Source organism: Streptomyces sp. NPDC005648, from assembly GCF_040605395.1.
Taxonomy (GTDB): domain Bacteria; phylum Actinomycetota; class Actinomycetes; order Streptomycetales; family Streptomycetaceae; genus Streptomyces.
Genome location: NZ_JBEXCS010000015.1, coordinates 18,774 through 33,015 on the forward strand (window position 1 = coordinate 18,774; position 14,242 = coordinate 33,015).

At 71.6% G+C, this 14,242-nt stretch carries 16 protein-coding genes; 14 read left to right on the forward strand and 2 right to left on the reverse strand.

The features are described from left to right. Nucleotides 1-36: 36 nt before the first annotated feature. Together ABZT17_RS11380 and ABZT17_RS11385 are read left to right on the forward strand one after the other, a co-directional pair. Nucleotides 37-306, forward strand: a complete 270-nt coding sequence (locus ABZT17_RS11380; RefSeq protein WP_005483715.1) for a type II toxin-antitoxin system Phd/YefM family antitoxin — start codon at nucleotides 37-39, stop codon at nucleotides 304-306. Continuing rightward, nucleotides 299-562 (forward strand): type II toxin-antitoxin system RelE/ParE family toxin, encoded by a 264-nt coding sequence (locus ABZT17_RS11385; RefSeq protein ID WP_055521710.1) that lies wholly within the window; start codon nucleotides 299-301, stop codon nucleotides 560-562. Before ABZT17_RS11380 ends, ABZT17_RS11385 begins: the two co-directional genes overlap by 8 nt. Before the next feature lie 385 nt (nucleotides 563-947). On the opposite strand, the gene ABZT17_RS11390 is transcribed toward ABZT17_RS11385, so the two are convergent. Then, a complete protein-coding gene (locus ABZT17_RS11390) occupies nucleotides 948-2,141 on the reverse strand; it encodes a pyridoxal phosphate-dependent aminotransferase (protein ID WP_356346751.1) in 1,194 nt (397 codons plus the stop codon). A 127-nt stretch (nucleotides 2,142-2,268) separates the two neighbouring features. Between ABZT17_RS11390 and ABZT17_RS11395 the strand changes: the two genes are divergently transcribed. The 3 genes from ABZT17_RS11395 (at nucleotide 2,269) to ABZT17_RS11405 (ending at nucleotide 5,281) form a co-directional block, all read left to right on the forward strand. Continuing rightward, the gene (locus ABZT17_RS11395; RefSeq protein ID WP_356346753.1) at nucleotides 2,269-2,574 is read left to right on the forward strand and encodes a hypothetical protein; all 306 of its coding nucleotides are present in this window, start codon (nucleotides 2,269-2,271) and stop codon (nucleotides 2,572-2,574) included. Nucleotides 2,575-2,909: 335 nt separating this feature from the next. Next, nucleotides 2,910-3,467, forward strand: coding sequence for a DUF2617 family protein (locus ABZT17_RS11400; protein ID WP_356346755.1), 558 nt, complete (start codon nucleotides 2,910-2,912; stop codon nucleotides 3,465-3,467). Nucleotides 3,468-3,637: 170 nt separating this feature from the next. Next, nucleotides 3,638-5,281: a polyamine aminopropyltransferase gene (locus tag ABZT17_RS11405; RefSeq protein WP_356346757.1), complete on the forward strand. Its 1,644-nt coding sequence runs from the start codon at nucleotides 3,638-3,640 to the stop codon at nucleotides 5,279-5,281. Nucleotides 5,282-5,457: 176 nt separating this feature from the next. Here ABZT17_RS11405 and ABZT17_RS11410 read toward each other — a convergent pair whose 3' ends face one another. After that, on the reverse strand, nucleotides 5,458-6,003 hold the full coding sequence (locus ABZT17_RS11410) for a peptidoglycan-binding domain-containing protein (protein WP_356346759.1): 546 nt from the start codon (nucleotides 6,001-6,003) through the stop codon (nucleotides 5,458-5,460). Between the two features lie 212 nt (nucleotides 6,004-6,215). Here ABZT17_RS11410 and ABZT17_RS11415 point away from each other — a divergent pair, with 212 nt between their 5' ends. From ABZT17_RS11415 to ABZT17_RS11455, 9 genes are all read left to right on the forward strand, one after another. Beyond that, on the forward strand, nucleotides 6,216-7,379 hold the full coding sequence (locus tag ABZT17_RS11415) for a sensor histidine kinase (protein WP_356346761.1): 1,164 nt from the start codon (nucleotides 6,216-6,218) through the stop codon (nucleotides 7,377-7,379). Continuing rightward, nucleotides 7,376-8,065, forward strand: a complete 690-nt coding sequence (locus tag ABZT17_RS11420; RefSeq protein WP_356346764.1) for a response regulator transcription factor — start codon at nucleotides 7,376-7,378, stop codon at nucleotides 8,063-8,065. The genes ABZT17_RS11415 and ABZT17_RS11420 overlap by 4 nt, the downstream gene beginning before the upstream one ends. Before the next feature lie 68 nt (nucleotides 8,066-8,133). Continuing rightward, on the forward strand, nucleotides 8,134-8,994 hold the full coding sequence (locus ABZT17_RS11425; RefSeq protein ID WP_356346766.1) for an SRPBCC domain-containing protein: 861 nt from the start codon (nucleotides 8,134-8,136) through the stop codon (nucleotides 8,992-8,994). A gap of 67 nt (nucleotides 8,995-9,061) precedes the next feature. Continuing rightward, entirely contained in the window at nucleotides 9,062-9,850 is a 789-nt protein-coding gene (locus ABZT17_RS11430) for an aldose 1-epimerase (RefSeq protein WP_356346768.1), read from the forward strand. A gap of 10 nt (nucleotides 9,851-9,860) precedes the next feature. After that, nucleotides 9,861-10,412, forward strand: a complete 552-nt coding sequence (gene pyrE / locus ABZT17_RS11435; RefSeq protein WP_356346770.1) for an orotate phosphoribosyltransferase — start codon at nucleotides 9,861-9,863, stop codon at nucleotides 10,410-10,412. A gap of 172 nt (nucleotides 10,413-10,584) precedes the next feature. Continuing rightward, nucleotides 10,585-11,607 carry a class II fructose-bisphosphate aldolase gene (fbaA, locus tag ABZT17_RS11440; RefSeq protein ID WP_356346772.1) on the forward strand — a complete coding sequence of 341 codons (1,023 nt, stop codon included), beginning with the start codon at nucleotides 10,585-10,587 and terminating at the stop codon, nucleotides 11,605-11,607. A gap of 82 nt (nucleotides 11,608-11,689) precedes the next feature. Then, nucleotides 11,690-13,156, forward strand: a complete 1,467-nt coding sequence (locus ABZT17_RS11445) for an MFS transporter (protein WP_356346774.1) — start codon at nucleotides 11,690-11,692, stop codon at nucleotides 13,154-13,156. 47 nt (nucleotides 13,157-13,203) lie between these two features. Further along, the gene (locus ABZT17_RS11450; protein WP_356346776.1) at nucleotides 13,204-13,590 is read left to right on the forward strand and encodes a DUF5958 family protein; all 387 of its coding nucleotides are present in this window, start codon (nucleotides 13,204-13,206) and stop codon (nucleotides 13,588-13,590) included. A gap of 214 nt (nucleotides 13,591-13,804) precedes the next feature. Beyond that, nucleotides 13,805-14,218, forward strand: coding sequence for a DUF3151 domain-containing protein (locus ABZT17_RS11455; RefSeq protein WP_356346779.1), 414 nt, complete (start codon nucleotides 13,805-13,807; stop codon nucleotides 14,216-14,218). Nucleotides 14,219-14,242 lie beyond the last annotated feature (24 nt).

Here is a 14,242-nt window from a genome sequence, read left to right on the forward strand (position 1 = left end):
TTGTGTACACATGGGACACCCGGTACCCTTGGGTGCATGACGCAGCCCATGCCCATAGAGTCGATCCGCGATGTCCGGGCACACCTGGCCGAGGTCGTGGAGCGGGCCGACCGGGACGACGTGCCTACCGTCATCACCCGGCGCGGCAAGCAGGTCGCCGCCGTGGTGTCCATCGAGGTGCTGCGCAAATACCAGGAGTGGGAAGAGCGCGAGATCAACCGGATCATCGACGAGCGCATGACCAACCCGGCACCCGGCATCCCGATCGAGGACATCATGAGGGAGACGCTGGCGCGCAGTGAGTGAGTACCGCACCGTCTTCCGAGCCGAGGCTCAGGCCGAACTCCGCAAGGTCCCGCGAGACATGGCCCTCCGCATTCTGGCCAAGCTGACCGAGCTGGAGAGCGACCCGCTGGGGTTCAACACCACGGCTCTCGTCTCCCAGCCCGACCGGCGCCGCCTGCGGGTGGGCGACTACCGCGTGATCTACACAATCGACAACGGCGAGCTGGTGGTGTGGGTCGTACACGTCGGGCATCGCTCTACCGTCTACGACACCTGAGCACTCGGAGGCCGCGGCCGGTTGGGAAGAGCTGTGCCGGGTGCCGTTGCCGAACGCGCATCCCTGCCTGGAGGCCCTGTGTCAGGAACTGCTTCGCCGAACGTACGGCCGTGACCAGGTCCGGGGTGATGTGACCCAGGCGACGCCGTATTCACACACCCGTGCCTGCTTGCCGAGGGATTCCACGCTCCGTTGATCGGCGAACCGGCCGACACCGACGCCCCGACGCTGCTCGACGCCCTGTGCCACTGCGACCGGCACGACCTCAGCCGGAGACGGCGACCACATGCTTGCCCTCCAACTGCTCGCGGGCCTGCTCACCGCACCCCGCCCGGCATCGGAGTCCGCCTGGCAGCGCTGACGCGCGATTTCCGTTTGAGCGCCGTCAGTGTGCGAATGCCTTGCGGAGCCGTTCCGCCGCCTCCTCCAGCACTGATGTCCGCTTGCAGAAGGCGAACCGTACGAAGGGGGCGCCGGCTTCCCGGTGGTCGTAGAAGACCGCGTTCGGGATGGCGACGACGCCGGCGCGCTCGGGCAGGGAACGGCAGAAGGCGAAGCCGTCCGACTCGCCGAGGGGGCGGATGTCGGTGGTGATGAAGTACGTGCCCGCCGTGCGGAACACCTCGAAGCCCGCGTCCCTCAGGCCCGCCGTCAGCAGGTCCCGCTTGGCCCGCATGTCCTCGCGGAAGGCGGTGAAGTACGCGTCCGGGAGGGCCAGGGCCTCGGCGACCGCGTACTGGAAGGGCCCCGAGCTGACGTATGTCAGGAACTGCTTCGCCGAGCGTACGGCGGCGGTGAGCGCCGGGGCCGCGGTCACCCAGCCCACCTTCCAGCCGGTGAAGGAGAAGGTCTTGCCGGCCGAGCCGATGGTGACCGTGCGCTCGCGCATGCCCGGGAAGGTCGCGAGGGGGAGGTGCTCGGCGTCGTCGAAGACCAGGTGCTCGTAGACCTCGTCGGTGACGACCAGCAGATCCCGCTCCACCGCCAGCTCGGCGATCGCGGTCAGCTCCTCGCGGGTGAGGACCGTGCCGGTGGGGTTGTGCGGGGTGTTGATCAGCAGGAGCCGGGTGCGGTCGGTGACGGCGGCGCGCAGCTCGTCGAGGTCCAGCCGGAAGGAGCCGCCGTCCGGCCGCAGCGTGACGGGGACCCTGGTCCCGCCCGCCATCGCGATACAGGCCGCGTAGGAGTCGTAGTAGGGCTCCAGGGCGACCACCTCGTCGCCTGGCTCCAGCAGGCCGAGCAGGGCCGCCGCGATGGCCTCCGTGGCGCCCGCGGTGACCAGCACCTCGGAGTCGGGATCGAACGACAGTCCGTACCGCCGCTCCTGGTGCGCGGCGATCGCGCCGCGCAGCTCGGGGACGCCGGGGCCCGGCGGGTACTGGTTGCCGCGCCCGTCCCGCAGCGCCCGTACGGCCGCCTCCCTGACCTCCTCGGGGCCGTCCGTGTCGGGAAAGCCCTGGCCCAGGTTGATGGAGCCCGTCCGTACGGCCAGCGCGGACATCTCGGCGAAGATCGTCGTCCCGAACTCGGCGAGCCGGCGGTTGAGGATGGGGCGGGTGCTGGAGGTCATGCGGGCCATCCTGCGCCGAAGCTCTGGAGTTCCTCAACTCCGCTTTGGCTGGTGAGACGGCGGGGCATCCCCCGTGCACGCACAGCACGAGGCGCCCACGGGGGACGCTTCGGGGGACTCGAAAGGACGGTGGCGCATGTTCACCGTGTTCATCGTGGCGGCGCTCGCGCTCGCCTTCATCGGGGTCGTCGCGTCGGCGGCGCGCAGGGGCAGGACCGGCGGCGGACACCGCAAGGGGTCCTACGGCAGTGGCGGCGCGAGCTCCTCCGGCGGGAGCTGGTGGGCCGGGGACGGCGGAGGCGGATCGTCCGGCGGCCACCACTCCGGGGGGCACTCGGGCGGGCACCACTCCTGCGGTGGGGGTCACTCCTGCGGAGGCCACTCCTCATGCGGCGGCGGATCGTCCTGCGGGGGCGGCGGAGGGTGCGGGGGAGGCAGCTGACGCGCGCGGCGGAGGAAGTTGACGCGCGGGAGAGGCAGCTGACGCGCGCGGCGGATTCGCGCGCTCCGGCGTACGCCACGGCCGCCGTGGCGTACGCCGTGGTTGAACAGTTGAGCTGTGGAGCCCACGGAGGGATGGAAACCCCACGAACTTGGGTAAAAACGCTGTGGTGGTGCCACCGTTCATGATTCCCTCTAAATCACCTGACGCAGCCCTCGGACGTCCTGCGCAAGGCCGATCCGAGCCACGACTGGGCTGACCGGGCGATCTCCCGGTGCCGACCGGGATGCGCCGGACCACACCTCCCTTTCTTTGCGTGCTAGCGGAGCCGATCCATGCTCACGACCCTGAACACCTCGTACACCGACACGCGCGCGGCCGACCTCGCCTGGGCACTGGGGCGTGAGCCGCTTCCGGCACTGGCCACGCTCGACCTCGAACTGGCCGGGGCGAAGCTTCAGTTGAGACTCCTCGGCGCCTCCCACCAGGTGCTCCTGGAGGAGGAGCGGGGCAGCTGTTCGGAGACGGTGGCGTGCATCCCCGGCAGCAGTACACCGCTGCCGCTGGGCGTCGCCAAGCGCGTCGGGGACTGGGAGTACGAGTTCGCGGCGAGAGTGGAAGTCCTCTCACCGGGCTCCTTCGCGGGCCGCGCCCAGGAGCTGCTGGCCCTGGTCTCCGACCACCCGAACGGTCTGGCCGGCGTCTTCCCCGGCAGCCCGCACGCCTTCACCGCGATGCTCGCCCAGCGCCACGAGGGCCAGGTCCACTGGCGGACCTGGCACGCGTACCCGCAGGACGGGCAGCTGGTGGCCACGCGGACGCGGGTCGGGGTGCGAGTGCCGACCGTCGATTTCGGCCCACGTCAGGCGAAACTCAGCCCGTCCGGCGTTTGAGGCCGAGGCCGTCCGGCGTTCGAGGACGAGCCCGTCCGGCGTTCGAGGACGACGCCGTTCGGACCGATGCGCCCGCCCCGTGGAGGCGGCCTCCGGTCACGCCGACCCAAACACACTTCCACACGTGTGGGTGACAAAGCGTGACTCCACCGTGACGTAACGTCGCTGTTGTGATCGAACCGCACGCACCGGCCCCGCCAAGCCCCCCACCCCCCTGGGCGGCGCCCGCGCGGCTGCCCGTGCGGCCGGCCACCGGACGGTTCCTCGTCCTCGCGTGCGTGTTCGTCTGCGCGGCCTGCGGACTGGTGTACGAACTCGAACTGGTCGCCCTGGCCTCGTACTTGATCGGTGACTCCGTCACCCAGGCCTCGGTCGTGCTGTCGGTCATGGTGTTCGCCATGGGCATCGGCTCGCTCGCCGCGAAGCGGCTGCGCTGGCGTGCCGCCGTCGGCTTCGGCGCGATCGAGGCGACCCTCGCCCTGGTCGGCGGCTGCAGCGCCATGGCGCTGTACGCGGTCTTCGCGTGGACCGGCGACTGGGGTGGCCTGTGGGCGAGCGGCCCGCGCTGGCTGCTGGTCGCGTTCTCGCTGACCATAGGCCTGCTGATCGGCGCCGAGGTCCCGCTCCTGATGGAGCTGATCCAGCGCATCCGGCGCCAGGACGCGGGCGGCGCGGTGGCCGACCTGTTCGCCGCGGACTATGTCGGCGCACTCGTCGGCGGCCTCGCCTTCCCGTTCCTCCTGCTGCCCCTGCTGGGCCAGTTGACCGGCGCCCTGATGACCGGCACCGTCAACGCGATCGCGGGCGGCGCCCTCGTCCTGGGCCTGTTCCGCCGCGACCTCAGCCCCCGCGCCCGCTGGATGCTGCTGATCGCCAACCTCACCGTCCTCGGCCTGCTCGCCTCCGCCGCCGCCCTGGTCGACGACTTCGAGCGGGCCGCACGGCACGCGGTCTACGGCCGGGACGTCCGGGTGGCGCTGCAGACCGGCGTCCAGGAGGTCGTCCTCACCGGCGGCACCGACGGCCGCCCGCTCGACCTCTTCCTCGACGGCCGCCTGCGCGTCAGCGGCCGCGACGAACACCGCTACCACGAGGCGCTGGTCCACCCGGCGATGAACGGCCCGCACGCGCGCGTGCTGATCCTCGGCGGCGGCGACGGCCTGGCCGCCCGCGAGGTGCTGCGCCACCCGGGAGTGCGGCGGGTACAGGTGGTCGAACTCGACGCGGGAGTGGTGCGGCTGGCCCGCCACGACCCGGCCCTCTCCCGCCTCAACCGCCACGCCTACGACGACCCACGCGTGCGCGTGACGACCGCCGACGCCTTCCGCTGGCTGCGCACGGCGCCGAGAGCGGCGTACGACGTCGTCATCTCGGACCTGCCCGACCCCGGCATCACCGCCAGCACCAAGCTCTACTCCGAGGAGTTCTACGGCCTCGCCCGCCGCGTCCTCGCGCCCGGCGGCCGCCTGGTGGTGCACGCCGGGGCACTCTCCACCCGCCCGCGCGTCTTCTGGACGGTCGTCGCCACCCTGCGCGCCGTGGGCCTGCACCCCGTGCCGTACGACGTCGACGGCCGCGACGCCCGCTTCGCCGCCGGCCCCGACCGTACCGTGGGCGCCCACCGCGCCCCCCGTGACTGGGGTTTCGTCCTGGCCGCGGCCGGCACGACCCCGCGTCTTGGCCTGGACCCCCGGCCCCCGCACCCGGGGACCCTCACCCCCGCCTCCCTGGCGACGGACGCCCGGTCGGCGGCCCGCACCCGGCTGCCGGGACTGCCGCCCTCGACGCTGGTGCACCCGCGCTACACCAACTGACGTACCGTTCCTGCCCGGTACGCGTGTGTGTCCTGCCCGGTACGCGTGCGTCTCCTGCCCGGTACGCGTGCGTGCACGGCGGCCCGCCCCCCGTCCCCCGCTCGGGACGGACCGCCGTACTCCCCCGCATCCCCCGCAGCCCCCCGCTTCCCCCGTTGCCCCCGTCGCCCCCCCGCTCAGACGACGTTCAGCGTGTTGTACGAGGCGAGCTTCCAGCCCTTGGTCTTGTTGACCTTGACGTAGTACTTCCCCCCGGTCCGCTTGAAGGTCACGTCGTGCTTGTAGCCGAGGTAGGTGACCGTGCCGTCGCCGTTGTCGACGAGCCACCAGTCCGCGACGCCGAGCGTCTTCGGCCCCGCCTTGCCGTCGACGACCAGCGGATTGCTCAGGTGGTAGCTGTTGTAGTGCTTCTGCAGCTGCTTCACGGCGTACGTGGTGTTCGGCCCGTACTTGCCGTCCACATCGGCCCAGTCGAAGCTCGTCCCGTTGCTCTCCTTCACCCCCTCGGCCCACAGGATCTCCTGCACCAGCGCGGTCGCGTTGCTGTGCGAGTGGCTGGTGGAGGACAGGGTGCCCTCGTCGGTCCAGTCGTTGTCCACGGCCCCCGTCCCGGACACGAACCCCTGCGAGATGCTCGCCGACGCCGGAGTCGCGCCCAGCGCCACCGCGCCCGCGACGGTGGCGACGACGGTGAGCGCGAGCGCCCTGGTGCGAAGTGACATGTGCCGTTCCCTCCCGAGAACGAGCCGTGGTTCCCCCGTTGGTCCCCCGTTGCGGCCCGCACCATGAAGCTACGGCCGCCCCACACCTCCCCGAATCCCGCGACGGTTGGAACCACGCGCCAACCCCTGCGGTAAACGGGCGGTTCCTGCAACTTCCGCGGTACCGCGGAAGGTTGACGCCCCCGCCGGAGCACCGGGGATACGCTGCGGCGATGCGGATCCACCCACTCGTCGTCGACGGCCTGATCACGGCGGCGCAGACGACCGTGGCCGTCCTGCTCGGCAGGGAGGCCGTCCGCCAGGGCTGGCCCGCACTCGACACCCTCGACTGGACGCTGGTCGCCCTCGCCAACCTGCCGACGTTCCTGCGCACCCGGGCCCCGGTCACCATATGCGTCTTCGTCCTCGCGGTCTGCGTCGTCTACGTCGGCCGGGGCGGCTGGCCGGTGGTCAACTCCCTCGGCCCCATGCTGGCGTTCTACACCGTGGCGTCCCTGCGCCCGACCCGCGCCACGGCGGTCTGCGCGGCCCTGATGGCCGCCGTCTGGGTCTACGCCGGTGTCGTCACCGACGGCAGTTCGATGGCGTCGGTGGCCGCCCAGTCCGTCGCCTACCCGCTGGTGCTGTGGTGGTTCGGCCACACCGCCCGCCGAACGGCCGATCTGACCCGGCAGTTGAAGGCCGAGCAGGCCGAACGGGCGCGGCGGGAGGTCGCCGAGGAGCGGGTCCGTATCGCCCGCGAACTCCACGACGTGGTCGCCCACCACATGGCGGTCATCAATGTCCAGGCGGGCCTCGCCCGCTTCGTCTTCACCTCCGACGCACCCACCGCGCGCGGCGCGCTGGACGCCATCGAGGGCGCCAGCGCCGAAGCCCTCGCCGAACTGCGCCGCATGCTGGGCCTGTTGCGCGCGGACGGCGTCCAGGGCGAGGCCGAGGGCGCCCCCGCCCCCGGCCTCGACCAACTCGCCGAGATGGTGGAGCGGGTGCGGGCCGGCGGCGTCCCCGTGGACCTGACGGTCACCGGCGAACCACGCCCCCTGCCCCCCGGTGTCCAGCTCTGCCTCTACCGGGTCGTCCAGGAAGCCCTGACCAACGTCCTCAAGCACGCGCCCGGCGCGCACGCCACCGTCGAACTCGCCTACCGGGCAGGCGAGATGACGGCCTCGGTCATCGACGACGGAACCGGGGAGGGGGTGATTCCGGCCAGAAAGCGGCAGCGCGGCGGACACGGCTTGATCGGCATGCGGGAGAGGGCCAAGCTCTACGGCGGGACGATCGTCGTCGGCCCGCGCAGCGAGGGGGGTTTCGGCGTGCATCTGACCCTGCCGACGTCCGCACGGACCGCACGCCGGGGAGACACCGTCGCGGAATGACCGAGACAGGCACGGACGAAGGGGCGATCAGGATCCTGGTCGTCGACGACCAGTTCCTGGTGCGGGGCGGACTGGTCGCCCTGCTGCGCGCGGCGCCCGGCATGGAGGTCGTCGGCGAGGCGGCCGACGGCGCGGAGGCGGTCGCCCTCGCCGCGAAGACCCACCCCGACGTCATCCTCATGGACATCCGCATGCCCGGCATGAGTGGCATCGAGGCGACGGAGCGCATCCTCGCCGCCGCCTGTGACCCGCCCCCGCGCATCCTCGTCCTCACCACCTTCGACCTCGACGAGTACGTCTACGGCGCCCTGCGCGCCGGAGCCTCCGGCTTCCTGCTGAAGGACGCGGGCCCCGAACGCCTCCTCGCCGCGGTGACCGCCGTCCACGGCGGCGACGCCCTGTTCGCTCCGGTGGTCACCCGTCGCCTGGTGGAGGCGTTCACCCGGACGGCACGGACACCGCGGCCGCCGACGGGGCTGGACGCGCTGACCACCCGTGAGGTGGAGGTGCTGAAGCTGGTGGCGCGGGGGATGACCAACGCGGAGGCGGCGGACCGGCTGTTCATCAGCGAGGCCACGGTCAAGACCCATCTGAACCGCACGATGACCAAGCTGGGGCTGGCGAGCCGGGCGCAGGTGGTGGTGGTCGCCTATGAGACGGGGCTGGTGACACCGGGGAGCGCCTGACGGCGACGCGCGGTCACTTTCGGGCAACGGGGGTGCGGGCACCGGCGTCCTGGGTAGGCTCGGCCGACATGGAGCATGAGGTGTTCGTTCCGGTTCCGGCCCAGCGGCTGAGGGAGGCGCTGGCCGATCCCGCGAGGGTCGCCCGGGCGGTCCCCGGGCTTCAGCAGGACGCCGGCGCCGAACCCGTCTCCGGGCGGCTGAAGGTGCGCGTCGGCAGCCACTCCGTCACCTACCGCGGCACCGTACGGATCACTCCGCGGGAGGACGGGTCCTACGCCGCCGAGGGCGACGCCACCGAGACGCGCGGGACCGGCTCGGTCAAGCTGGCGCTGGCGCTGCGCGTGGCGGACGCCGAGGGTGGCTCCACGCTGGCCTTCGAGGGGACGGCCTCCGCGGACGGGCGTCTGACGGAGCTGTCCGCGGACGCGGTCGCCTCCGCCGTGATCCGCCTGCTGAACCGTTTCGGGGAGAACCTGGCGACGGTGTCGGAGCCGCCCGAGGCATCGGAGCAGCCCGAGCAGCCCGAGGCGTCCGAGCCGGCGGGGCACACGTCCGTGTTCGACACCGAGGTGCCCCCGCCGTCACTCGACCCACTGGCGGAGGAGAACGAGGTGGAGGGCGGGACGGGGGACGGCATCGAAGCCGGGACGGGGCCCGAGGCCGAGGAGCCTGAACAGGCGGCCGCCTCCCTCCCCGACGACTACACCGACCCCTCCCGGCCCCCCGCCGAAGCCGCGCACGCGCGCCGCACGATGATCGGGCGCAGCGCGGAGGAGGTCGACCACGCGCCGCCCCGTGGACGCTACGCCCCGGTCCCCGCGCCGCAGACGGTCGCTCCGGGCTCGCCGCTGCGGTGGGCCGCGCCCGCCGCGGCCGTGGTCCTGGCGTCGGCGATCGTGGTCGGTCGTGTGCTGCGGCGCCGGCGCTGAGCCGTTCCCGGGGGCGGGCGGAGCCGGGGCGTTCGGGTGCCCTTGATCGCCCCAGTAGGGTCGTCCCGTGAGTAACGGAGACATCACGCTGACCGCGGGCGACGCGGAGGTGACCGTGCTGCCGGGCAACGGCGGGCGGGTCGGAGGGCTGCGGGTCGACGGGATCGAACTGCTGCGGCAGGGGGAGCGGTTCGGGTGCTTTCCGATGGTTCCCTGGTGCGGGCGGATCAGGAACGGCCGGTTCCGGGACGGGGCCACCGTCCAGCAGATGCCGCTCAACTCCCCGCCGCACGCGATCCACGGCACCGCCCGCGACGGCGCCTGGAGGACAGCGCGCGTGCACACCGACGAGGCCGTCATCACGTACGACCTGGTGGCGCCCTGGCCGTATGCCGGCCGTGTCACGCAGCAGTTCGAGCTGACGCCCGACTCGCTGACCCTGACCATGGCCGTGGAGACGATCGACTCCTCCTTCCCGGCCCAGATCGGCTGGCACCCGTGGTTCAACCGGAACCTGGGAGGCGACGACGTCCGCGTGGACTTCGCGCCCGCCTGGCAGGAGGAGCGCGGCGAGGACCACCTCCCCACCGGCAATCGCGTCGAGCCCGGGCCGGGCCCCTGGGACGACTGCTTCGGTATGCCCGGTGGCGTCGAGGTGACGCTCACCTGGCCGGGCCAACTGGAGCTGAAGGTCGCCAGCCGCGAGGAGTGGGTCGTCGTCTACGACGAGCAGGAGGCGGCCGTATGCGTGGAACCGCAGACCGGACCGCCCGACGGCCTCAACAGCATGCCCCGGCTGGTCACGCCCCTGGAGCCGCTGGAGGCCTCGACGACCTGGACCTGGCGCCGCCTCTAAGCTGGCTGGCATGACGACGGACGTACGCGGCGAGCTGCTGCAGCAGATCAAGGACAAGGCCGTGGTGCACGGCAAGGTGACCCTGTCTTCGGGGCTGGAGGCGGACTACTACGTCGACCTGCGCCGGATCACCCTCGACGGGGAGGCCGCACCGCTGGTCGGGCAGGTGCTCCTCGATCTGACCGCCGACCTTGAGTTCGACGCCGTCGGCGGGCTCACCATGGGCGCCGACCCGGTCGCGGGCGCCATCCTGCACGCGGCCGCCGCGCGCGGGAAGCGCGTCGACGCCTTCGTCGTACGGAAGGCGGCGAAGGCGCACGGGCTGCAGCGGCGGGTGGAGGGCCCGGACATCGCCGGCCGGCGGGTGCTGGTCGTCGAGGACACCTCCACCACCGGCGGCTCCCCGCTGGCCGCCGTCGAGGCGGTGCGGGAGGCCGGGGCGGAGGTCGTCGCGGTGGCGACGATCGTGGACCGGGCCACCGGCGCCGCCGAGAAGATCCAGGAGGGGGCCGGGGTGCCGTACCTCTTCGCCTACTCCAAGGACGAGCTGGGCCTCGACTGACGCGAACGAGTTGTCCACAGGGCGTTGACCCGGTTGTCCACAAGCCGGACAGTGCGGGCAAAGCATCCGGCCGCGTCTGGAAAGATGGGGCCGACGATGACGTCACCCCCAAGGTCTAGGTCAGGGCCGTAGTACGCAGCCAGCCAACCCGCACATACCAAGGAGCGGACAGATGCCCATCGCAACTCCCGAGGTCTACAACGAGATGCTGGACCGGGCGAAGGCAGGCAAGTTCGCCTACCCGGCCATCAACGTGACCTCGACCCAGACCCTGCACGCGGCCCTGCGCGGTTTCGCGGAGGCGGAGAGCGACGGCATCGTCCAGATCTCGACCGGCGGTGCCGAGTTCCTGGGCGGCCAGTACAGCAAGGAGATGGTGACCGGCTCGGTCGCCCTCGCCGAGTTCGCGCACATCGTCGCCGAGAAGTACCCGGTCAACATCGCGCTGCACACCGACCACTGCCCGAAGGACAAGCTCGACGGGTACGTACGTCCGCTGCTGGCCATCTCCGAGGAGCGCGTGAAGGCCGGCGGCAACCCGCTCTTCCAGTCGCACATGTGGGACGGCTCCGCCGAGACCCTGGCCGACAACCTGGCGATCGCCCAGGAGCTGCTCGAGCAGGCCCGTCGCGCCAACATCATCCTCGAGGTGGAGATCACCCCGACCGGTGGCGAGGAGGACGGTGTCTCGCACGAGATCAACGACTCCCTCTACACCACGGTCGAGGACGCGATCCGTACCGCCGAGGCGCTCGGCCTCGGTGAGAAGGGCCGTTACCTGCTCGCCGCCTCCTTCGGCAACGTCCACGGCGTGTACAAGCCGGGCAACGTCGTGCTCCGCCCCGAGCTGCTCAAGGAGCTGAACGAGGGCGTTGCCGCCAAGTACGGCAAGCAGTCCCCGTTCGACTTCGTCTTCCACGGCGGCTCCGGCTCCACCGAGCAGGAGATCGCCACCGCGCTGGACAACGGCGTGGTGAAGATGAACCTCGACACCGACACCCAGTACGCCTTCACCCGCCCGGTCGCGGACCACATGTTCCGCAACTACGACGGTGTCCTGAAGGTCGACGGCGAGGTCGGCTCCAAGAAGACCTACGACCCGCGCACCTGGGGCAAGCTGGCCGAGGCGAGCATGGCCGCGCGCGTCGTCGAGGCCACGCAGAACCTGCGCTCGGCGGGCAACAAGATCAAGTAAGCGGTGGGGCGAGCCGTCCCGAGTCAAACGCTTCACAGCGAGCCCGGTGCTACGGCGCCGGGCTCCCTGTATACCTGGGACCATGCCCGACGTCCGGCTGTCCTCCGCGCAGGGCAAGTGGATCCTGCTCACCACCGTCCTCGGCTCCAGCATGGCCATGCTGGACTCGACGGTTGTCAATGTCGCGCTCCCACGCATCGGCCGGGACCTCGACGCCGACCTGGCCGCCCTGCAGTGGACGGTCAACGCGTACATGCTGACCCTGGCCGGCCTGATCCTGCTGGGCGGCTCCCTGGGCGACCGCTACGGCCGCCGCAAGATCTTCGTGATCGGTGTCGTCTGGTTCGCCTCCGCGTCCCTGCTGTGCGGTCTCGCCCCGAACGTCGGCGTCCTCGTCGCGGCCCGTGCCCTGCAGGGCGTCGGCGGCGCCCTCCTCACCCCCGGCTCGCTGGCCCTGATCCAGGCGTCCTTCCACCCCGACGACCGGGGCCGGGCGGTCGGTCTCTGGTCCGGTTTCGGCGGCATCGGCGCGGCGGTCGGCCCGTTCCTGGGCGGCTGGCTGGTGACCGGTCCCGGCTGGCGCTGGGTCTTCCTCGTCAACGTCCCGCTGGCCCTGCTCTGCGCCCCCATCGCCGTCCGGCACGTGCCGGAGTCGTCGGACAGCCGCAGCCACGGCCGTTTCGACGTCCTCGGTGCGGTCCTGGGCGCCCTGTCCCTCGCCCTCGTCACCTACGCGCTGATCGAGGCCCGTCAGGGCTCCCTCGCCGTCGTCCTCACGGCGGTCGGGGGCGTCGCGGCGGGCGTGGCCTTCGTCTACGTCGAGAAGCGCCGCCCGGACCCGATGATGCCGCTGGACATCTTCGCCTCCCGCCAGTTCACGGCCGTCAACCTGGTCACCCTCTGCGTCTACGCGGCCTTCGGCGGCTTCTTCTTCCTGGCGGCACTCCAGCTCCAGGTGGCCCTGGGCTGGTCGCCGCTGGCCGCGGGCACGGCCCTGCTCCCGACGACGGCGATGATGCTCCTGTTCTCCGCCCGCTCGGGGGCCCTCGCGGACCGTATCGGCCCCCGTATCCCGCTGACGGTCGGACCGCTCCTGTGCGCGGCGGGCATGCTCCTGATGCTGAGAGTCGGCCCGGGCGCCTCGTACGTCACCGACCTCCTGCCCGCCCTCCTGGTCCTCGGCACCGGCATGGTCACCCTGGTCGCCCCGCTGACCTCCACCGTCCTGGGCTCCGTGGACACGGCACGGGCGGGCCTGGCGAGCGGCATCAACAACGCGGCGGCCCGCGCGGCCGGCCTGATCGCGGTCGCCGCCCTGCCCCTCCTCGCCGGCATGGGCCCGGAGACCTACCTCTCCCCGACCGCCTTCGACGACGCCTTCCACCGCGCGATGCTGCTGTGCGCCGGGGTCCTCCTGGTCGGAGCAACCGTCGCCTTCACAACGGTCCGCCCCCTCCCCCCGGGCTGCCGCCGCCCCGAATGCCGAACCCACGGAGCACTCACGGCACCACCACTGGAGGGGGAGCGGGCGGCGAAGCGGATCGCCTGATCGCGTGGGACGCATGCGGGGGTGCGCTGTCATGAGTAGGTGAGCACTTGCGAGCATCAGAGCGGATCATCAACGAGGTTGCCCAGGGGATTCGGAGCTTGGGCGACGCTGTGGCCTGGTTCTCTTCGCTGGAGCAGGTTGAACAGAGAGCCGTACTCCACGAGGTTGTTCGCTACGCCATGCAAGCCCATGCAACAGTGGACGACGCGCGTGAGGGGCTGGCGCGATCGGGGGTCAAGCCGACCATGACCCCGGCAGTGTTGATTGTTCGAGAGCCGACACTCGAACAAATGGGGAAGATCGTGAATCTGCCCCCCGGTGAGTACCTGAAGTCCATTCGCGTCCTCTTGTCCACGTTCGCCGTGACTGACACGCGACGAAGGAAAACGGAGTGCCGAGGAACTTGTAGCCACGCCTGGCACAACCTGTCGTAGGTGCCAACGGGCAGGTGGATCGTTCGGGGGCTCCTGAGTGCCGCCCAGGGCGCCACTCAGGGCGGCATGACGCGCTGGAGCTGGGAGCCGAATCCGCTTCCACGACCTCCGCCACTCCATGGCCACGCTGCTCCTGTGGCAGGGCGACCGGTGGGCCGCTGGGGTGGCGAGGTCAGCGGGTCGGAGTGTACGCCGATGGGCCAGACTGGAAGGCATGTCCATTCACGAGAATCTTCTCGGGGGTCCGCCCCCGACCCACCTCCCCGACGACCCCGCGCCCCGCGAGCTGCTGGCGAACGGCACCGCGCCCGCGGACGTCGCCGCGAAGTACCCGACCTCCTCGCTGGCCTGGGCCCAGCTGGCCGACGACGCGTTCGAGCGGGGCAGTGTCGTGGAGTCGTACGCCTATGCCCGGACCGGCTATCACCGGGGCCTGGACTCCCTGCGCCGCAACGGCTGGAAGGGGCACGGCCCCGTGCCCTGGGAGCACGAGCCGAACCGTGGCTTCCTGCGCGCCCTGCACGCCCTCGCCCGCGCCGCCGGATCCATCGGCGAGCAGGAGGAGTACGAGCGCTGCACCCAGTTCCTGAAGGACTCCTCGGCGACGGCGGCCCAGACGCTGGGCTGACCCCGCGGCTGTCCGGCCGGGTGT